This is a genomic window from Drouetiella sp. (assembly GCF_059504425.1).
In genome coordinates this window covers 1-20,141 of the sequence record NZ_JCACIN010000078.1, presented here as the reverse complement: position 1 = coordinate 20,141, position 20,141 = coordinate 1, and the positions used below count along the sequence as shown (strand labels likewise).

The 20,141-nt window shown below is 50.6% G+C and carries 18 protein-coding genes and 1 pseudogene; 14 read left to right on the top strand and 5 right to left on the bottom strand.

The features are described 5' to 3' along the window. Window position 1 precedes the first annotated feature (1 nt). From ruvB to AC5JMP_RS18240, 5 genes are all read left to right on the top strand, one after another. The gene (gene ruvB / locus AC5JMP_RS18260; RefSeq protein WP_495852910.1) at window positions 2-1,177 is read left to right on the top strand and encodes a Holliday junction branch migration DNA helicase RuvB; all 1,176 of its coding nucleotides are present in this window, start codon (window positions 2-4) and stop codon (window positions 1,175-1,177) included. Between the two features lie 15 nt (window positions 1,178-1,192). Then, window positions 1,193-1,885 carry a response regulator transcription factor gene (locus tag AC5JMP_RS18255; RefSeq protein ID WP_495852909.1) on the top strand — a complete coding sequence of 231 codons (693 nt, stop codon included), beginning with the start codon at window positions 1,193-1,195 and terminating at the stop codon, window positions 1,883-1,885. Window positions 1,886-2,234: 349 nt separating this feature from the next. After that, window positions 2,235-2,612, top strand: a complete 378-nt coding sequence (locus tag AC5JMP_RS18250; protein ID WP_495852908.1) for a response regulator — start codon at window positions 2,235-2,237, stop codon at window positions 2,610-2,612. Window positions 2,613-2,702: 90 nt separating this feature from the next. After that, window positions 2,703-3,773, top strand: coding sequence for an adenylate/guanylate cyclase domain-containing protein (locus AC5JMP_RS18245; RefSeq protein ID WP_495852922.1), 1,071 nt, complete (start codon window positions 2,703-2,705; stop codon window positions 3,771-3,773). 4 nt (window positions 3,774-3,777) lie between these two features. After that, window positions 3,778-3,915, top strand: coding sequence for a hypothetical protein (locus tag AC5JMP_RS18240; RefSeq protein WP_495852907.1), 138 nt, complete (start codon window positions 3,778-3,780; stop codon window positions 3,913-3,915). A 221-nt stretch (window positions 3,916-4,136) separates the two neighbouring features. On the opposite strand, the gene alaS is transcribed toward AC5JMP_RS18240, so the two are convergent. After that, window positions 4,137-6,758, bottom strand: a complete 2,622-nt coding sequence (gene alaS, locus AC5JMP_RS18235; protein WP_495852906.1) for an alanine--tRNA ligase — start codon at window positions 6,756-6,758, stop codon at window positions 4,137-4,139. A 640-nt stretch (window positions 6,759-7,398) separates the two neighbouring features. Between alaS and AC5JMP_RS18230 the strand changes: the two genes are divergently transcribed. The 3 genes from AC5JMP_RS18230 (at window position 7,399) to AC5JMP_RS18220 (ending at window position 10,710) form a co-directional block, all read left to right on the top strand. Continuing rightward, window positions 7,399-8,394 carry a diguanylate cyclase gene (locus AC5JMP_RS18230; RefSeq protein ID WP_495852905.1) on the top strand — a complete coding sequence of 332 codons (996 nt, stop codon included), beginning with the start codon at window positions 7,399-7,401 and terminating at the stop codon, window positions 8,392-8,394. 154 nt (window positions 8,395-8,548) lie between these two features. Continuing rightward, on the top strand, window positions 8,549-9,604 hold the full coding sequence (hisC, locus tag AC5JMP_RS18225) for a histidinol-phosphate transaminase (RefSeq protein ID WP_495852904.1): 1,056 nt from the start codon (window positions 8,549-8,551) through the stop codon (window positions 9,602-9,604). A 38-nt stretch (window positions 9,605-9,642) separates the two neighbouring features. Then, window positions 9,643-10,710 carry a YheT family hydrolase gene (locus tag AC5JMP_RS18220; protein ID WP_495852903.1) on the top strand — a complete coding sequence of 356 codons (1,068 nt, stop codon included), beginning with the start codon at window positions 9,643-9,645 and terminating at the stop codon, window positions 10,708-10,710. Here AC5JMP_RS18220 and AC5JMP_RS18215 read toward each other — a convergent pair. Further along, entirely contained in the window at window positions 10,693-11,244 is a 552-nt protein-coding gene (locus AC5JMP_RS18215; protein ID WP_495852902.1) for a nucleotidyltransferase family protein, read from the bottom strand. The genes AC5JMP_RS18220 and AC5JMP_RS18215 overlap by 18 nt on opposite strands. 162 nt (window positions 11,245-11,406) lie before the next feature. Here AC5JMP_RS18215 and glpX point away from each other — a divergent pair, with 162 nt between their 5' ends. The 3 genes from glpX (at window position 11,407) to AC5JMP_RS18200 (ending at window position 16,100) form a co-directional block, all read left to right on the top strand. Beyond that, the gene (gene glpX, locus AC5JMP_RS18210; protein WP_495852921.1) at window positions 11,407-12,447 is read left to right on the top strand and encodes a class II fructose-bisphosphatase; all 1,041 of its coding nucleotides are present in this window, start codon (window positions 11,407-11,409) and stop codon (window positions 12,445-12,447) included. Between the two features lie 505 nt (window positions 12,448-12,952). Further along, window positions 12,953-14,239, top strand: coding sequence for a glutamyl-tRNA reductase (locus tag AC5JMP_RS18205; RefSeq protein ID WP_495852901.1), 1,287 nt, complete (start codon window positions 12,953-12,955; stop codon window positions 14,237-14,239). Between the two features lie 271 nt (window positions 14,240-14,510). Continuing rightward, window positions 14,511-16,100 (top strand): glycosyltransferase family 39 protein, encoded by a 1,590-nt coding sequence (locus AC5JMP_RS18200; RefSeq protein WP_495852900.1) that lies wholly within the window; start codon window positions 14,511-14,513, stop codon window positions 16,098-16,100. On the opposite strand, the gene AC5JMP_RS18195 is transcribed toward AC5JMP_RS18200, so the two are convergent. Continuing rightward, a complete protein-coding gene (locus tag AC5JMP_RS18195) occupies window positions 16,097-17,275 on the bottom strand; it encodes a benzoate/H(+) symporter BenE family transporter (protein ID WP_495852920.1) in 1,179 nt (392 codons plus the stop codon). The two genes, AC5JMP_RS18200 and AC5JMP_RS18195, sit on opposite strands and share 4 nt — an antisense overlap. 14 nt (window positions 17,276-17,289) lie before the next feature. Continuing rightward, a complete protein-coding gene (locus tag AC5JMP_RS18190) occupies window positions 17,290-18,030 on the bottom strand; it encodes a WecB/TagA/CpsF family glycosyltransferase (protein ID WP_495852899.1) in 741 nt (246 codons plus the stop codon). Between the two features lie 425 nt (window positions 18,031-18,455). Here AC5JMP_RS18190 and AC5JMP_RS18185 point away from each other — a divergent pair, with 425 nt between their 5' ends. The 3 genes from AC5JMP_RS18185 to AC5JMP_RS18175 are packed head-to-tail and all read left to right on the top strand — an operon-like array spanning window position 18,456 to window position 19,705. Then, the gene (locus tag AC5JMP_RS18185; RefSeq protein WP_495852898.1) at window positions 18,456-18,599 is read left to right on the top strand and encodes a hypothetical protein; all 144 of its coding nucleotides are present in this window, start codon (window positions 18,456-18,458) and stop codon (window positions 18,597-18,599) included. Between the two features lie 54 nt (window positions 18,600-18,653). Beyond that, on the top strand, window positions 18,654-19,187 hold the full coding sequence (locus AC5JMP_RS18180; protein WP_495852897.1) for an NUDIX hydrolase: 534 nt from the start codon (window positions 18,654-18,656) through the stop codon (window positions 19,185-19,187). A 38-nt stretch (window positions 19,188-19,225) separates the two neighbouring features. Further along, window positions 19,226-19,705 (top strand): hypothetical protein, encoded by a 480-nt coding sequence (locus tag AC5JMP_RS18175; RefSeq protein WP_495852896.1) that lies wholly within the window; start codon window positions 19,226-19,228, stop codon window positions 19,703-19,705. Window positions 19,706-19,758: 53 nt separating this feature from the next. On the opposite strand, the pseudogene AC5JMP_RS18170 reads toward AC5JMP_RS18175, so the two are convergent. After that, window positions 19,759-20,030: pseudogene (locus tag AC5JMP_RS18170) on the bottom strand (transposase family protein); the annotation flags it as partial. Window positions 20,031-20,141: the final 111 nt, after the last annotated feature.

The following is a 20,141-nucleotide window of genomic DNA, read 5'->3' as shown; positions in this document are numbered from 1 at the left end:
TATGGCAATTATTTCTTCTAAACAGCCTGACGACGATCGGCAGGATAGCAAGGTGAAGGGCGATCGCAAAAAGCGGCTGCCCTCTGAAGAGAATTCTATGCCCAAAAATTCTGTTTTGAATTCCGCTCCCCTCAGCCCTGGGATGCCTGAAGAGGGCGATCTGCTGCAACCTGCGGCACGTCTAGATGAGGTGGGCAAGCCAGAGGAGAGTTTGCGTCCCAAGCGCCTAGCTGAGTACATTGGGCAAAAAGATCTAAAAGAAGTGCTGGACATTGCCATCAAAGCTGCTCAAAAACGCAGCGAAACCCTGGATCACCTGCTGCTCTATGGGCCACCAGGACTGGGTAAAACGACAATGGCGCTGATTTTGGCAGAAGAGATGCAGGTCAATTGCAGAGTCACAACGGCTCCGGCTCTGGAGCGTCCGCGAGATATTGCGGGTCTGCTAGTGGGAATGCAGACGGGAGACATTCTGTTTATTGACGAGATTCACCGCTTACCCATGGTGACAGAAGAAATTCTGTATGCGGCAATGGAAGATTTTCGGCTAGATATCACCATTGGTAAAGGGCAGAGTGCCAAGACTCGCAGCCTCGACCTACAGCGTTTTACGCTAGTGGGTGCAACGACTAAGGTGGGAGCTTTGACCTCTCCTCTGCGCGATCGCTTCGGTCTCGTTCAACGTCTGCGGTTCTACGATCTAGACGAACTCACGCCGATCGTTTTGCGCACTGCCGAAATTCTCTCGACAGCAATTACTCCCGAAGGGGCTGCCGAAATTGCGCGGCGCGCCAGAGGAACGCCCCGAATTGCCAACCGCCTCCTGCGGCGCGTTCGAGACTATGTAGAAGTGAAATTAGACGGAGCCACAATTACCGGAACACTCGCCGCAGAGGCTCTAGAGCGCTTCAACGTTGATCCTTGCGGTCTGGATTGGACTGATCGGCGGATGCTCACCGTGATGATTGAAAGCTTTGGCGGTCGCCCTGTAGGTCTAGACACGCTTGCCGCTATCACAGGCGAAGATGCCCAGACGATCGAGGAAGTCTACGAACCCTATCTCATGCAAATTGGCTATCTGCAACGCACTCCGAGAGGGCGGATTGCCACCCCTGCCGCCTGGAAGCATCTGGGATACCAACCGCCGGACAATCAATTGGTATTGTTAGGAGGATGAACAGATTCGCTCAATATGGCTTCTAGAGGATTGCGAATTTTACTGGTCGAGGATGATGAGCTGTTTCGGTTGGGGCTACAGGTTCGGCTTCAAAGAGAGCCTGGGCTAGAAATTATTGCGGAAGCAGAAGATGGCGAAACGGCGATCGATCTGGCGAAACAGCAGGAGTTTGACGTCGTGTTAATGGACGTAGGGCTACCTGGAATTGGCGGCATTGAAGCCTGTCGGCACCTCAAGCAACAGCATCCACAGCTACCCATTCTGATCCTGACCTCTCATTCTCAACCTTCGCTGATTGCCCGTCTTATTGAGGCAGGGGCACAAGGGTACTGCTTGAAAGGAATGGCAGCTGAAAAACTGGTGCTGGCGCTGCGATCGGTTGCAGCTGGGGCTTCATGGTGGGATCAAATTGCCACTCAGGAAATTCGGGCAACGTTTGAGAATCATGCAGTTCAGCCTCTCTCGGTTCAGCCCACCTCTGCTCAACCTATGTGCGTTGAGTTAGCCCATCCTTTGACCCAGCGAGAGCTAGAAATTTTGGCGCTGTTGGCAACCGGAAAAACCAATCAAGAAATAGCTGCCATTCTCTACATTGCAGCGGGTACGGTGCGGGTGCATGTTCACGCCATTTTGCACAAGCTAGAGGTGCGCGATCGGACTCAGGCAGTTGTCGTCGCTCTACAGCAGCAGCTGATTCCAAAAGCTTGATCGCTCGGCAGTAAGGGGTTCACCTTTCCTCCAGAGATTATTCCTTATTAACCGTTACTCCCAGCCATTTCGTGGGAATTCTATGGGCAGGTGCGTCTGGTCTGAAATTTTGAACGCCATTTCTCGTGGATTGCGGGATGCCGAAATGAATCAGGTTGCCTGTGTAGCTCCCCAGCAGGCAGCTAAGCCGCTTCCAATTTAAGAATTTTTGGAATTTCAGTTCTGGAACGTTTTAGGATCTGCGTTCTGAAATCTGAATTGTTTAGTTCGCTAATTGTTTAGTTCGCTTTTGAGCCAGAAAGTTGAGCCAGGAAGTTGAGCCAGGAAGTTGAGCTAGGAGAGGGATGCAATGCCTAAGATATTGCTTGTTGAAGATAATGAAATGAATCGGGATATGCTGTCTCGCCGTCTAGAGCGCAAGGGGTTTCAGGTGGTGATGGCGATCGACGGACAGCAAGGCATTGACATGGCTCAGTCTGATGCGCCTGACCTGATCTTGATGGATATGAGCCTACCTGTGCTGGACGGCTGGTCAGCAACCCGTCGCCTTAAAGAAATGCCCACCACACAAACCATTCCGATCATTGCGCTGACAGCTCACGCCATGTCGGGTGATCGCCAGAAGTGTGTCGAGGCAGGTTGTGACGACTACGATACCAAGCCTGTAGAATTTCCTCGATTATTGGGCAAAATTCAAATGTTACTCTGTAATGCAGCCACCGCTTAATGCAGCCACTGCCTAATGCAGCCACCCCTTAATGCAGCCGTAGATCGATCGCCAGTGCGCCTGCTGTCCACTTCAACAAGAGATGCCAATATGGCTAACCAGAGTCTTGTCCTGGTAGTAGACGACAACGAAATGAATCGGGATCTGCTCTCGCGCCGTCTAGTGAAGCAGGGACACGCCATTGTTGTTGCCGAAGATGGATTAGAGGCGCTGAAAACCCTTCGCCAACAGCCTTTTGATCTGGTGCTATTGGATGTGATGATGCCAGAAATGAATGGCTATCAGGTTTTGGAACATATCAAATCTGATGCGGCTCTGCGGCATATTCCTGTGATCATGATCTCAGCTTTAGATGATATTGAGAGCGTGGTACGGTGCATTGAGCTGGGCGCAGAAGATTATTTGTTTAAGCCCTTTAATCCAACGCTGCTAAAAGCCCGAATTGGCGCGAGTCTGGAAAAAAAGCGACTTCGCGATCAAGAGCAGGCGTTTTTAAGGCAAATTCAAGCAGAGCAGGAAAAATCTGAGCGGCTGCTGCTGAACATTTTGCCGAAACTGATTGCCGATCGCCTCAAAAAGGGAGAAAAAACGATCGCTGACAGCTTTGCCGAAGTCACAGTTTTGTTTGCCGATATCGTTAGCTTTACCCAGCTCTCAGAGGCGCTCTCTTCCACAGAGCTAGTCGAGCTGCTAAACCAAATTTTTTCAGCCTTCGATCGCCTGGTAGAACAGTATGGTTTAGAAAAGATTAAAACTATTGGTGATGCCTATCTGGTAGTAGGGGGGCTACCCACAGCGCGATCGGATCATGCGGAAGCCGTTGCGGAACTAGCGCTGGATATGCAAAAAGAAATTGCTCGGTTTACTGTACCTAATCTACCAGGGCAAGCCGAGCAACCTCTCATGATGCGGATGGGAATGAGTACAGGTTCGGTGCGGGCAGGGGTGATTGGCACCACAAAATTTACCTACGACCTCTGGGGCGACACGGTGAATACTGCAAGCCGGATGGAGTCTCATGGTCTGCCAGGACGCATTCAGGTGACTGCTCAAACCTACGAGCTGCTGAAACACAAGTATAGGTTTGACCTGCGGGGGGCAATCGAGGTGAAGGGTAAAGGCGAAATGACCACCTACTTTCTAACCGATAGAATACTTTGAGTTTATGGCAATCGCCAAGGCGGTTAGGACGGGGATATTTGTGGTGGGGCGCTTTGCGCCCCACCACAAATATCCTAAGCAAACGGGCGACAGCTATACTTTGAGTTTATTTCTGAACCGTATTTCTGAATCGTATTTCTGAATCGTTGTCTAGCCCAAACTTGGGATAGCTCAAGGCAGGCAGACAGATAATGAGCCCCCATTTCTGTCTGCCACTTCCTCAAGCAGGCGTCTGAACTCGCCTCACCTCAAGATTAATGTTGAAGCGAGGGAAATTACGCAAAGTAGCTATGAAGAAACGACCAGAAACAGTGAAATTACAGGCGTACATTTGCTCACCTAGAACGTCAAGCCTAGTCAAGCCTAAGCCAATCCATCCCGGAGCTGAGTCTGAGCGGCTGTTAGAGCATCGGGCAGCTTGCTGGCATCTTTTCCCCCTGCCTGCGCCAGATGAGGTCGTCCGCCGCCGCCACCCCCGCAGATCTTGGCGATCGCCCCCACAAATTTCCCAGCTTGCAAACCTTTCTGATTCACGCCAGGGCTAAAAGCTGCCACCAGATTGACCTTATCCGACTCGGCAGAGCCTAGAACGATCGCCCCTTCTCCCAGCTTTTGCAGCAGCCGTTCTGCCACAGTCTTCAAAGACTCTGCATCTACCTCCACCAGAGAAGCCACCAAAATTTTGAAGGAGCCGATCGCTTCTGCTTGACTGAGCAACTGATCGGATTTAGCCAGAGCCAATTCGCCCTTCACCACCTCTAGCTGTTTCTGGGTTTGCTTTAGCTCTGTTTGCAGTGCCGTGACGCGATCGGTTAGCTCTTCGGGCTTAGCTTTGAAGCGATCGCTCAATTCGCGCACGATCTTGTCCCGCAGGCTCAAGTATTCCAACGCCGCCAGACCTGCGACTGCCTCTATTCGGCGAATTCCGGCAGCAACACCCGATTCTGAAATCAGTTTAAATAGACCGATTTCTGCCGTGTTGGCAACATGGGTGCCGCCGCACAGCTCCATTGATACGCCGGGAAAGTCGATAACTCGCACCTCGTCGCCGTACTTTTCGCCAAACATCGCGATCGCCCCTTTGGCTTTGGCGGCAGCAATTGCCATAATTTCTACCTCTGCCTGATGCCCTTCCGCAATCCAGGTGTTGATTTGCTCCTCAATTTTTTGCAGCTCTTCAGCAGTCACGGCACGCGACAGATTAAAGTCAAAGCGGAGTCGATCAAAGGACACCATCGATCCGGCTTGTGCGATATTTTCATCGACAATTTGCCGTAATGCTGCCTGAAGCAAATGGGTTGCCGTGTGGTTTGCCTGGGCACGACGACGACACGCCAAATCAATTTGCGCCGTGACGCGATCGCCCACTTTCAACGTTCCCCGCTCAATTTGCCCATAGTGGACAAACAGACTACCGTTTTTCTGAACATCCTCAACCCGTACCAGAGTGTCACTGCCGGAGAGGTAGCCGCGATCGCCAATTTGTCCGCCCGACTCGGCATAGAAAGGCGTTTGGTTAAGGATGATTTGCACCTTACCCGCCGAGGCGGTAGCAACAGACTGTCCCTCCACCAGCAGCACCTGCACCTCGGCGCTAGTAGAAACTTGCGAGTAGCCCAAAAATTCAGTTTGGTCTAAAGTCTCAGCCAGGGTGTCTAGGGTACCTTGCACCGTCAGGTCAATGGTTTCGTGGGCAGCTTGCGATCGCTGACGCTGTTGCTCCATTTCGGCGGCAAAGCCTTCTGCATCCACCGTCAAGCCTTTTTCTTCGGCAACTTCCTGGGTCAGCTCTAGAGGAAAGCCAAAGGTGTCATACAAAACAAAGGCATCGTGACCGGAGATTTCGCCCCCTGCACCCACTTTTTCCACGACTTCCGCCAGCAGCTTCTCGCCGCGATCGAGGGTTTCACGGAAGCGGGATTCTTCAAGCTGTAGCTCGGCTTTGATCTGCTTTTCGCGCTGACGCACGGCAGGATAAGCCGTTTCTGAAAGGGCGATCGCCGTCTCAGCAACTTCAATGACAAATTCTTTCTCAATGCCGATGAGCCGCCCATGCCGCACGACCCGCCGAATGAGCCGCCGTAGGATATAGCCGCGTCCCAGATTGGAGGCACTGATGCCGTCAGAAATCATATGCACCACCGATCGGACGTGATCGCCAATCACCTTCAAAGAAACCTTCGTGTTCTCGTCGGCTTGCGCATAGTCGATTCCAGCAATCTCGGCAGCCGTTTTGATGATCGGCAAAATCAAGTCAGTCTCGTAGTTGTTGGGCACCTGCTGGAGAATTTGCGCCATCCGCTCTAGCCCCAAACCCGTATCAATGTTCTGCGCCTGAAGGGGAGTAAGGTTGCCTTCTGCATCCCGGTTGTACTGCATGAAGACTAGATTGTAGAACTCGATGAAGCGCGAGTCGTCCTCTAAATCAATGTGCGCGTCGCCTAGCTCTGGGTGAAAGTCATAGTAAATTTCAGAGCAGGGACCGCAAGGTCCGGTCGCGCCCGACACCCAGAAATTATCTGCCTCGCCCATGCGCTGAATCCGATGTGCTGGAATGCCGACCTGATCGCGCCAGATGGCAAAGGCTTCATCATCTTCCCGAAACACGCTGACCACCAAATTTTCAGGCGGCAGCCCAAACACTTGAGTCGAAAGCTCCCATGCCCAAGCGATCGCCTGTTCTTTGAAATAATCTCCAAAGCTGAAGTTGCCCAACATCTCAAAAAACGTGTGGTGGCGCGCCGTTCGCCCCACGTTTTCAATGTCATTGGTGCGGATACATTTTTGAGAGGTGGTGGCACGCAGGAACTCAGACTGGCGCTGCCCTAGAAAGATGGGCTTAAAGGGCAACATCCCAGCGATCGTCAGCAGCACGGTCGGATCTTCTGGCACCAGCGAAGCGCTGGGCAATACCTGATGCCCTCTTTCGGCATAGAAGTCTAGGAAAGTCTGTCGAATTTGGGTGCCGCTGAGAAAAGAGACCATGGGATGCGATTCCGTAGCAGTACTGAAGAATATGAACAGCTATAGTTCTCTATTCTCGATCATGTTGTCAGATTCGACAAAGTTTGACTTTCTTAACCTTCTGATGCAATTTTTATACAAAACTTATCTCAGTAACATTTGTATCCAACAGAGCTAAAATCCCTGTAATTACGCTGGAATAGGGGGTCAGATGAAATCTAGAAAGTTTTCGGAATCCGTACAGCTAATCTTGTAAGTAACTTAAAGTACGAATAAGCTTGAAAACACGGAGGTATTCTAACCTATCTATCAAAAAACTCAGATCCACCGGATCTATAAAGTTGAGCGACAGAACCATCACAGAAATCTAGGATGCTCTAAGGCTGAGCTGCCACCAGCTTGAGTAAGGCTTGAGTGAAAATGTGTTACGCGGCACATAACTATTGCGCGGCGTGTAAGAGATTGCACAGGCACAAAAAATTGCGCAAGGCGTAAGAGATTTACAAGAAATGGCACCTTGGACAAAACGCAAGCTGTTTCCATCAGGTCAGAGGTCAGAGTGTGATTAAGCATTGATTTTGAGGTGGTATTGTTTGTGTGTCTCCTCAAGACATCAGGGTAGGTGAGTTCATGAATTCCAAGATAGGCTTCCCCAACGTTAATGGATGCATCAATTTTGCTGGTAGGAAGCAATGACTTCCAAGCCAGTCTTCTAAACTTAGTTCCTAATCGCACAACGCTTGCAGTGGAGAGGGCGATCGATCCTTCTGGCGCAATGCAAATCATCCAGGCGCAGCAGCCTGACCTGCTGGTGATTCAAGCCAGCCGAGCAGAAGGTCTTGACTTGTGCCGTCAGGTGAAAACTCAGAACCGCATTGCCTGGATTTACTGCATTTTGATTGACGACCAGTCTGTGGATGAGCTGCCGGATCGCGATCGCGAGATCAAAGCTCGCATTGAGGCTTTAGAAGTAGGAGCCGATGCCTATCTCTGGCTGCCCTTAGCCTATAAACCTGAAATCGCCCACCACTTCGCTATTCAGAGTCGCTGGTTTCAGGCACAGATACAGGCAGGACTGCGCCAAGTGCAGAATCATCGTGATTTAATGCGCACCAATGACGTGCTTTCCGCGATCGCCCTTTCTGACCCGCTCACCGAACTCAACAACCGCCGCGCCTTTGAGTGGGAGTTGCCCCGGCAAATCCACAATGCCCGCACCCGCAATGAACCCGTCAGCGTCATTATGCTGGACGTAGACTTTTTTAAGAGCATTAACGATACGTACGGACACTTGGTAGGCGATCGCGCCCTCCAGCTTTTCTCAGCGCGCCTCCGCCACAATTTGCGTTTTTATGACACGCCGTTTCGCTATGGCGGTGAAGAATTTGTGGTGATTCTGAGCGATACGGGAGGTCGGGAAACCCTGATGATTGCCAAACGGCTGTGTCAGCTCATCAGCGAACAGCCGTTTGCCATCAACGATGAGCTAGATTTGAACGTCACCGTCAGCGCCGGGATCGCAACGCTGAAACCGGGCGATGATGCTAAAGGAACCAGTCTTCTACAGCGGGCTGACGATCGCCTGTTACAGGCAAAGGCGCAAGGACGCAATCGAGTTGTGGGGCAATCAACCGTTGAATCAGAAGCAGAAGATTGAGAATTGCGCTTTACTTCTCGCTTGACTTCCACAGCGCTACGCGCTTAGACCTCCTCAATGATGTAGTGCCATACACTAAATCTCTTTGCACTAAATTTTCTTACACTAAAGGCAAGTGCCATTATTGATGCGATAACTCGATCGCCACCCATTCATGACTTCCTACTTTCGCCCCAACGTTGACACCATGGCTGGCTATGTTCCGGGTGAACAGCCGAAGCCAGGAACCAATATTATCAAGCTCAACACCAATGAAAACCCTTATCCTCCCTCTCCAGAGGCGATCGCGGTGTTACAAAATCTGGAGGGTGAACTGCTGCGGCGCTATCCTGACCCCTACGCCAATGAGTTTCGACAGGCGATCAGCGAAGTGCTGGATGTGCCAACCGACTGGATTGTGGTAGGCAACGGCAGTGATGACGTGCTGAATGTGATTATCCGCGCCTGTGCCGAGGCAGGTCGAAAAGTGGTTTACCCTATGCCCACTTACGTCCTGTACCGAACGCTGACGGAAATTCAGCCCGCACAAACGATCGAAATTCCCTATGGGGCAGACTATGAGCTGCCGATCGTCGAACTCGCTGCCGCAAACGGAGCCGTAACCTTTATTGCCTCTCCCAACAGCCCCTCTGGTCACGTGGTGCCGATCGACGATCTGCGGCAGTTGGCAGCAAAGCTGACTGGCGTTTTGGTTGTGGATGAAGCCTATGTGGATTTTGCCAACGAGACAGCTCTGCCGCTGGTGAAAGAATTTGAGAATGTGATGATTAGCCGCACCTTATCTAAGGGCTATTCTCTGGCGGGGCTGCGCCTGGGCTTTGGTATTGCCAATCCGAAGCTGCTGAGCGGACTGTTTAAAGTGAAAGATAGCTACAACGTGGACGCGATCGCCTGTGCCGTTGGCGCTGCCGCCATGCGGGATCAGGCTTACAAAAATGCCTGTGCCGAAAAGGTGAAAGCTTCCCGATCGAAACTGGCGATCGACCTGAAGCAGTTGGGCTTTGAGCTGCGAGACTCTCAAACCAACTTTTTGCTGGTACAGCCCCCTACGCACAAAAATAGTGCCGAGCAAATTTATCTGGCGCTGAAGCAGAGAGGCATTTTAGTTCGCTACTTCAAGCAGGCGGGTCTGGAGGACAAGCTGCGGATTACGGTGGGCACAGAGGCACAAAATCAAATGCTGCTAGAGGCGCTGCTGCATCTGGTGTAAGTTAGCTTTCACAGTCCGTATCAATCTACCTACCCTCCATGAATTATTTCTATAGTCCGCCTTGGACTCTGCAAAATGGGCTGGTCATGACCCTCCATACCGCTCTGAAGATGAGCCAAAACTGGGAGAAGCATATTGCTGTGCCAGAGCCAATCTACCAGCCGCAGATTTTTGTGGGTGCAGGGGAGGTGCCGATTTTTGGCAAAGTGGCGATCCCTGAAAACCCCAAAGGCACGATCGTCGCGACTTACGGCATTACGGGCGATTTGGACAATCAGTGGTTTCTCAAGATTTTGGGACGCAAGGCGTTTGCTCAAGGCTATGCGATCGTGCTATTCGACTGGCGGGCGCATGGCAAAACGGCGGAGCTATCGCCCACCCTCACGTCAGACGGGCTGTATGAGGGAGAAGACTTTGTCCGTATTGCTGCAAAAGCCAAGGCGATGGGCTGTCCGGCTCCGTTTTGGTTTACGGGCTACTCTCTGGGAGGACAGTTGGCTCTGTGGGCAATCAAGGCAGCACAGACGGTCGGGACATGGGGCGCAGATTTGGGCTTGGCGGAGTCAGAAATTGGTGGCGGAGCAGCTATCTGTCCTAGCCTAGAATCTCAGCGTTCTTTGAGCTACTTGGATAAAAGCGCGATTGGCAGGTCTTTAGATCAGGCAATCACAAAACAGCTCCGCATCTTGGCGGCTCGGATTAGCGACTGTCATCCGGGGGCGATCGATCCTGAAGCCCTAGCCCGCGTCCGCAATATTTGGACATTTGACGAAGAGCTGGTGATCAGGAAGCTAGGATTTTCTACTGTCGAGGACTATTACAGAGCCAGCAGTCCGCTGTATCACCTGGATGTTTTCAGTAAGCCCACGCTGATTATTTATGCAGCAGACGATCCGATGTTTGATCCGGCGATCGTCCCTGATCTGGAAACTGCCTGCGCCCAAAATCCGGCGATCGACTTAGCTCTGACCGAACAAGGGGGTCATGTCGGCTACCTCAGCAGCAAAGCCTGTCAGCGTCAAGCCAAAGACCCCGATCTCTGGTGGGCGTGGAATCGCGTTTTAGAATGGTTTGAGCAGCGAAGTTCGCTATCCCAAAACCGTTAAGCCAGTGCATTTCTGGAGAAATGAGGCTCCCTTTTGCTCGGCAACCGGATCGCCTACATGGGGCGGCGTGGGGCGAATGATCCCCGTAAACAAATCCTCCAATCCGTAGGGCGTAAAAAACTGCCACACGCCAGCCTCCAGCCGCACCCCCACGGCTGTAGCAGTATGCAACCAATCGCTGATACCCTCCTCAGTGCTGCTGTAAGCTTGCCGTCCCGATCGCCACCGCGCAAAGCTCGCCTGATTTTTTACGTCAAAGAGGTGATGAGGATACTGTTCGGTCAAGATCGCTTTTGCCTCTAACTCCTGTTGGCGATCGCCCTCTCCATCAAAAAAGGCAATATCAAAATCCTTAATCGTCAAATTGCAGGTTTCGCCGAAAAGCGATCGCCATACGGTATTGCGCACTGCCCCCCCAGCCAGCCACCAGTTGGGCAAATGAAGCTGGGCGATCGCGGGCAGGACTTCGCCGACGGGAGAATTTTCCAGGATGAGTTGAAGATTGGCTGAGTGGGGGTTGGAGGTTGGAGTCATGTCGGGAGGGAAGAAGGCGGGGAGAGAGCTTAGACTTTATTTTGCGATCGAACAGCTCTAATCCGATCGAGCAGATGAAATCGCGATCCCCAATTCTGATAGACTTTGATACGAAGCGTAGTCCGCAAAACGACGCAAAATCAGCAGTTGGAGGGTAATCCGGTGGAAAGCACGCTCGGTTTAGAAATCATTGAAGTGGTTGAGCAAGCGGCGATCGCTTCAGCTCATTTGACGGGCAAAGGCGACAAGAATGAGGCGGATCGCGTGGCAGTAGAAGCCATGCGGGAGCGGATGAACAAAATTCACATGCGCGGTCGCATTGTGATTGGAGAAGGCGAACGGGACGATGCACCCATGCTGTACATCGGCGAAGAGGTGGGCATTGGTGCTGGTAAGGATGCCAAGACTCTCAGCAACCCCAATGAGTTAATCGAGATTGACATTGCCGTTGACCCTTGCGAAGGCACCAACCTCTGCGCCTACGGTCAACCTGGTTCCATGGCTGTGCTTGCCATTTCCGAGAAAGGCGGACTGTTCGCTGCACCCGATTTTTACATGAACAAGCTGGCGGCACCTGCTGCAGCAAAAGGCAAGGTAGACATTCGCAAGTCGGCAACTGAGAACCTGAAGATTTTGGCTGAATGTCTTGAGCGCCCCATTGATGAGCTAATGGTGGTGGTGATGAAACGCGATCGCCACAATGACTTGATCAAAGAAATCCGGGAAGCAGGAGCCAGAGTGCGCCTAATTTCGGATGGTGACGTATCGGCAGCAATCTCCTGCGCGTTTGAAGGCACAGGCATCCATGCGCTTATGGGCATTGGCGCTGCGCCAGAGGGCGTAATCTCGGCAGCGGCCATGCGCTGTATGGACGCACACTTCCAAGGGCAGCTGATCTACGATCCGGCGATCGTTAAAACCGGGCTGATTGGCGAGAGCAGAGAAGCGAACATCGAGCGTCTGACCTCAATGGGGATCACCGACCCCGATCGCGTCTATGAAGCCGAAGAGCTAGCTTCAGGCAAGAACGTCCTATTTGCGGGCTGCGGCATTACGTCTGGGACGCTAATGAAGGGCGTGAAGTTCTTTAAGGGTGGCGCCCGGACTCAGAGCCTGGTTATTTCCAACCAGTCGAAGACCGCTCGGTTTGTAGACAGCATTCATATGAGCGAAAGTCCTAAGCTGGTGCAGTTGAACTACTAAACATCCACAGGCTTGATCAAGTTTAATTAGGTTCCTTACACTCGATCCCCCCAACCCCCTTAAAAAGGGGGCTTCGGAACTCAAAGTCCCCCTTAAAAAGGGACTTTGGGGGATCAGACACAAGTATTCCTAGCGTGAGCATTGGTTTGCGATTTACTGAGGCTCAATAAGTAACTGAGAGGTTTTGTGTGCAATTCCTCTCAGTTTTTGTGTGTCAAGTTTTGTGTGTCAAAGCGCCGGATTCATAAAAATTTACGCGATCGCCCCTACTCCAGCCTTAAGCCATTCCTCTACAAACTGCCTTGAATTGGTAGACTTTCTCTATACCGATTCTACGCAGACTCTATGCCGAGGAGTAAGGTTCGGTCTATTAATGCCAGGTTTATTAATGTCGAGTTTATTAACGCAAATTGTGCAAATCATTCCATAAAGACTGATTGAGGCTGCCGTGAGGGGAACCCTCTAAAGCAGTCATGCACAAAGAGAAAATCGTTTGGGAGGACGAATGAATATAGTTGTTGTGGGTCTGAGTCACAAAACAGCCCCGGTGGATGTGCGCGAAAAACTTAGCATTCCCACCCCGCAAATGGAGGCAGCGATCGCCCATCTTTGCAGCTATCCCCATGTTGAAGAAGCCGCCATTCTCAGCACCTGCAACCGTTTGGAGGTGTATGTGGTCACGAGTGAAACGGAGCCAGGAGTGCGAGAAGTAACGCAGTTTTTGGCGGAATATGGCAAGTTGCCCGTCCATCAGCTTCGCCCCTACCTGTTTACGCTGCTGCACCAGGATGCCGTCATGCACATGATGCGGGTAGCGGCAGGGCTAGATAGCTTGGTGTTGGGCGAAGGGCAAATCTTGGCGCAGGTCAAACACACCCATAAGGTAGGGCAGCAATACAACGGCGTAGGACGCATCCTCAACCAGTTGTTTAAGCAGGCTCTAACCGCCGGAAAGCGGGTTCGGACTGAAACCAGTATTGGCACCGGAGCTGTTTCCATTAGCTCAGCTGCCGTTGAGCTTGCTGCACTTAAAGTCCAAAACCTCTCCGCCTGTCGGGTTGCCGTGCTGGGTGCAGGCAAAATGTCGCGTCTTGTGGTGCAGCATTTGCTGTCTAAAGGAGCTACGCAGATTTGCGTGGTTAACCGATCGCTTGAAGGAGCACAGGAACTCGCCCGACAGTTCAAAGACGTGGAATTGAAGCTGCATACCCTGTCTGACATGATGCAGGTGATCGCCGCCTCAGATATGGTGTTTACCGCCACAGCAGCAACAGAGCCTTTACTCGATCGCGCCAAGCTTGAAGGAACGATCGAAGCCCACTGCTCTCTGATGCTGTTTGATATTGCCGTGCCGCGTAATGTCCATGCCGATGTCAACGATCTGCACAACGTCTACGCCTTTAATGTGGATGACCTGAAAGCCGTCGTTGCCCAAAATCAGGAAAGCCGCCGCCAGATGGCAATGGAAGCCGAAGGCATCTTGGATGAAGAAGTTGAGGCATTTGATGTCTGGTGGCGATCGCTCGAAACCGTTTCCACGATCAGCAGCCTCCGCAACAAGATTGAAACCATCCGCACTCAGGAGCTAGAGAAAGCGCTGTCTCGGCTCGGCTCAGAGTTTGGCGAAAAGCATCAAGAAATCATTGAGGCTCTGACGCGCGGCATTGTCAACAAGATTCTGCATGATCCCATGGTGCAGCTGCGCGCTCAACAGGACATCGAAGCCCGTCGCCACGCCATGCAAACTTTGCAAACGCTGTTTAACCTAGAAACCGCCTCTAATATCCCTTAAAGTCTACGTTTTGAATAATCTTGGCTCGTAATGACCGTTGCAACGGTCATTATTCCCGTTTAAGCATTCGTTGCGATCGCTAGAGCATTTCTAGCGATCGTTTCACATTGCCTTGAATCTGGCTCACGTTTCTTCGTAGAGAATGCGATCGCGTATCAGCCAATATTTCACGTATTATCAGATTGCCCTTTCCCCAATTTTAGCTAGATATGACGACTGCTAAAGGCTTATAGCTACTAACTGGGATTCCTCATAGATTTTAGAGATGAAGATGCGCTCAATGCTTTTAGACTTAACTAAGCTACGAGAACGAGGATTACTCTATTTTCTTATTTGTGTAGTGGCGATCGGCGTATTTCTGAGATGCATTAACCTTGATCAAAAGCCATACTGGCTTGATGAGAGCTATACCCTACTGCGAGTATCTGGCTATTCGGCACAGGATGTAGAAAAAGATCTTTTGAATGGACAGATTATCAAGGCTGGCGATTTTCTAAAATATCAGACTCCCTCTTTAGAGAAAGGGGCAATTGGAACCATTGCAGGATTAGCCAAAGAAGAGCCTCAGTTACCGCCGCTCTATTTTCTGGTGGCAAGAGTCTGGGCGCAGTGCTTTGGTAGCTCTAAATTTGCAATGCGCAGCCTATCTGTGATAGGTAGTTTGCTATCTTTTCCGGTCATTTATTTGCTTTGTTTAGAACTCTTTGCATCCTCAACGATAGGCTGGATGGCAATGGCACTCTTTGCCGTATCTCCGATTAACCTTCGCTATGCTCAAGAGATTCGCCCCTATAGTTTTTGGCTCACCCTTAGCCTCATCTCTTTTGTGTTATTGCTTCAAGCTATACGGCAACCCGCAAAGCTGAAATGGGGACTCTATACACTTTCTATAATCATGGCATTTTACTGCCATTTACTTACAGGTTTAGTGATGATTACACAAGGACTTTATGTTTTGTGTATGGAACGCTTCCGGTTGACTAAGACAGTCATGGCTTATGGTGCTGCATTAGGAATCACTATTGTCTGTCTTCTGCCCTGGCTGTCGATCGTATGGCTGAATGGAGATATAGCTGCGCAAACGCTGGCATGGACAAGGTTGCCCATGCTGCCCATCAACTTAATGCAAGGTGCAGGAACAGCTATCTCTCATATCTTTTTTGCGTGGCATCTGAAATATCACTATTCCTTTATTTACTTGGCAGCTCCAACTCTGATCTTTATCCTGTACGCACTTTATTATTTATATTCCAAAGCTCCCGTTAGAGTCTGGTTGCTTATTCTCCTAACAGTCGGGTTGACCACATTGCCTTTTTTATTTGCAGATTTAACTCTAGGAGGTAGGCGTAGCTTAAACGAAAGATATTTTCTAGTTTGTCATACAATGATCTTCCTTGCAGTTGCCTACTTGTTAACATCAAAACTGGCCCACCAATTACCTGCTTCTAGACCTCATCTCTGGCAATGGATTACTATTCTTCTGCTTTCAGGTAGTCTCTTATCCTGTAGCATTGGCTCATTGGGTCGAACTTGGTGGGGCTGGTCAGAATTTGACGTAGAAATTCCCTCAATTATTTATAAAGCTCCTCATCCACTCATAATTTCCGATAAATCTTTAGCCGCTATTCTGCCATTTGCTAAAGAACTACAGCCGCAGATTAATATGCAGCTCCTTAGTCACGTTGCACCTGATCGTTTAGATTTGCCAGATGGATTCAGCCACATTTTTCTCTACAATCCCAGCGAACATTTATTGTCTCTAGCTAAGCAGCAGAACATTGAGCCGCAGCTAGTTTATTCTTTTCAAGATCCGGCAACAACGAATCAATTTTCTCTTTATCAAATTAGTTCAAGAATTTAAGTACGCTTGAAACGCAGCACTGCCAGCGACAGCGCCCCGGCAACCAGCCCCCAAAACGCCGACCCAATTCCTACCAGCGTCACGCCCGATGCCGTCACCAAAAACGTGATCAGAGCAGGTTCTCGCTCTTTCTCAGAAGCTAGGGCAGCCGCTAGCCCATTGCCGATCGTTCCTAGAAGCGCGAGTCCGGCGATCGCCAGCACCAGTTCTTTGGGAAATGCCGCGAATACCGCCCCGACCGTGCCGCCAAATAGCCCCACCAGAAGGTAAAATCCGCCAGCCGCTACAGCAGCCACATAGCGCTTTGCCGGGTTTTCGTGGGCTTCCTCACCCATGCAAATGGCGGCAGTAATGGCAGCAAGATTGAGGGCAAAGCCACCAAAGGGAGCCAAAATCAGCGTCGCTACTCCCGTCCAGCCAATCACCGGAGAAATGGGCACTGTGTAACCTGAAGCCCGAATCACGGCAACTCCAGGCACATTTTGGGAAGCCATCGTCACTGCAAATAGCGGCAGGGCAACCCCTACTAGCGCCCCTAGTGAAAACTGCGGCAGGGTCAGCACAGGCTGAGCCAACTGAAGCTGGATCATATCCACACGCAGTAAACCCTGAACTCCGGCAATCAGAATCCCCAGCGCCAGTGCTGACACCACCGCATAGCGCGGCAAGATGGAACGCATCAGCAGGTACAGACAAAACATGGCAAAAGTCATGACAAACTGGGTCTTCATGGCAACAAACACATCCAGCCCAAACCTCAGCAGCACCCCCGCCAGCATTCCAGAAGCAATCGAGATCGGAATGCGATTAATCACCCGCTCGAACCAGCCGCTAAAGCCGCAAAGCGTAATCAGCCCGCCTGAGATTAGAAAAGCACCGATCGCCTCTGGCATTGATACCCCCGCCGCGCTAGTAATCAGCAGGGCGGCACCGGGCGTAGACCAGGCGGTGACGACCGGAACCCGATAGCGCAGAGACAGCAGAATGCTGGTGATGCCCATGCCCAGCCCTAGAGCAAACATCCAGGAGCCAATCTCGATCGGCGAGGCACCCAGAGCCTGAGCCGCCTGAAACACGATCACAGCCGAGCTAGTAAACCCAACCAGCACTGTGACAAACCCAGCAATCACCGCAGAGAGAGAAAAATCCCGCACTAACTGAGCTAAACCCGTCACGCTTCCCACCTAAATTACACCCCTCGATAGACGATCGCCTTCCAGGCAAACTTCGGCAGCGCCAGCATCCGCTTCCAGCGCCAGGGTTCCTGATAGAGCCGATACACCCACTCTAGGTGGTTATTTCGCAGCCAGCCTGGAGCGCGAGTCTTGACTCCCGCCCAAATATCAAAGCTGCCGCCCACGCCAATCCAGATAGCACGAGGGCAGAGGTGGCGATGTTCAGCGATCCAGAATTCTTGACGCGGCACGCCCAGCCCCACTAGAACGATCGCAGGCTGTAAGTCTTGGAGAGCCTGCAAAATCTGCTGCTGTTCTGCATCAGTGCCATAGCCGTGATGGGTAGCAGCGATCGTCAATCCCGGCATTCGGTGCTGCAAGATTCCAGCTGCCGTTTGGCTGACTCCCGGCTTGCCGCCATAGAAGAATACAGGACAAGGCTGATCTTGGCGGGCAGCCTCCTGTAGCAGAAGATCAGATAGCTCAATTCCTGGACATCGCTTGATTTTGTGCCCGCGCAACTTTAGGTACAGCACAACTCCTGCCCCATCGGGAATGACAAGCTCGGCTCGATGAATAATCTTGGCTAGCGCCTCGTCTTTTTCGGCTGCCATCGCCATTTCGGCATTTAGCGTCACGACGTGAACGCTTTGCTGGCGCATTAGCCTCAGCGTTAGCCAGCTTAAATAGTGGGTGATGTGAACAGGTAAGCCAAGTACGCTAGCCTGGGGCAATTCCTGCATTGAGTTTTTCATGGGCACTGCTTCCTTGTTCGCGCCATTGCCCACTATACTACTGGGCGATCGCTCAAGAAACTCTTTCGATCCACTAAAATATGTGCCCTGTTGATTTTTTACACTCAGAAAAACCAGATTCAAGCGCCCAGATTTCGGGATTCTTGAAGAACCCGAAACCTAGCATCTTTGGCGATCGCCTCTCATGCCTTAAGGGATTGTGCAGAACTGAAACCTTTAAGGCTCGATCGCTTTGGCTCCTCTATCCGCTTTCTCCAGGATGACCAGGGCTTTATCAACGTCATCAGAGAGGGTAATCATCAATAAAACTCTTCAAGAATCAATAAAGGTACTCATAAGTACCTTACCCTAATTAAATCATAAGGCAATAACCTTGACTAGAGGTAAGCCAGAGGGTGTTTGCGGTGGTCACGAAGAAAAATCAGGTGACTATATATTTGTCAGATGAGATTAGAGACAGAGTTAAGGCGATCGCTGACCGAGAGCGGCGATCGTTTAGCTTTGTTGTAGAAGAGGTTTTGATTAAAGGCTTAGAGGCTTCAGAAACTGAGAGCAACGGGAAGGAGTAGCGATCGCGCTATTGTACGAGTTGGGGCGATCGAGAACTGACAGGGTTATGGAAAATGGATAAGGATAGGATTATTTTTAGCACTCAATGGATTGCGGTCAAGGAATCGCCAAGAGGGTTTCAGTATTTGGAGCGCAAAGGTAAAGATTCCGTTTCGGTGTTTCTTTTGAGAAGAAGTAGCGAAAAGCCGGAAGCATATGAGGTGTTAATTCGCCAGCAGCATCTTTGTATTGATAATCGAGAGGTGGATGGAAAGTTCAAGCTGTTTCCCTGTCCGGTTACGGGGGCGATGGAGGAAGGGGAATCGCCGGAAGCGGCTGCTCAACGAGAGGTGTATGAGGAAACGGGCTATCGGGTTCAGGTTTCACCGCTGGGTCAGTATATTGTGGGAACTCAGGTAAATGAGATCTGCTATCTGTACTACGCGGACGTCACCGGAGTTGAACCGGGTGTGGCTCAACAGGATGGAACTTATATGGAGTCGATCGCCAGAAATGAATGGCATCCGTTTGAGAATCTAGAATCCTATGACTATTCAGCCTGTCAAATTGGATATTTGAAACTTCAAAAAATGCTTAGTAAGGGCTGAACCTCTAGAGCTAGATACTCGTAGCTAATCTCAAAACTATGTCAATCAACAATCTGGACTGGATTAAAGAGAATAGAGAATACTTAATTAAGCAAACTGAGATGTTGCAGAATTCGATCAGCCGTATGGCAACCCATTCGTTAACAATTAAACAGGTTGGATTAACGGTGTGGTCAGCGATTGTTGGTTTTGGGTTCACCAATCGAAACCCTGCTCTGTTCATTCTGGCATTTGTCTCATTTGCTTTGTTTGGTCTGCTGGATATCTATTACTTGTATCTAGAAAGAAAATTTCGAGATAACTTTAATCGATTAGCTCGGATTCTTGGGGGGTATATTTCTGAGGGTGACGATGAATGGATGAAGAAAATGAGAGGAAATTTTGTCAAACCTGATCCGTCAACCAAGTTTTTAGGTCAATTCCTGAATACTCTTAGATCCTGGGCAAATCTTCCTTATTTGATTACGTTTGTGATTACGATCGCCCTTCTGATTACGCCTCTGCCACCTAACCCATGATGAAAACTAGCAGGTGTGGCGATCGCCCCAAAATATAGAACCCATTTGAGATCTTAGGAAGGGGCTGCAAGCCGCTTCAGCATTAGCCTGAAAAAGCAGAGATTGATCTTGGTCGTCGCGAGAGGGTTCGCTCAAAGTTTTTCACTAGACTTTTACATCGCTCCATCCAAGCATTCGATCGTTCATAGGGCTTCGCCCCGCCAAGGGCGTACACCCAGCGAGCTACCGCCGGAACAAATCCTGATTTTCCTGACGCTACCTTCTCTTGTTTTGAGGGTTTTGTTGACAATTCAAACCTGATTTTTGTCAGGATTTTGGGATATAGCGCTACGCACATACGTTAGGACACTCTTTAAAGGCAGCATCAACGCAATCTCGAAAGGTATAGCGCTACGAGAACGAGTTAGGACATTATTGTAGAGGTAGAGAAGCGTTC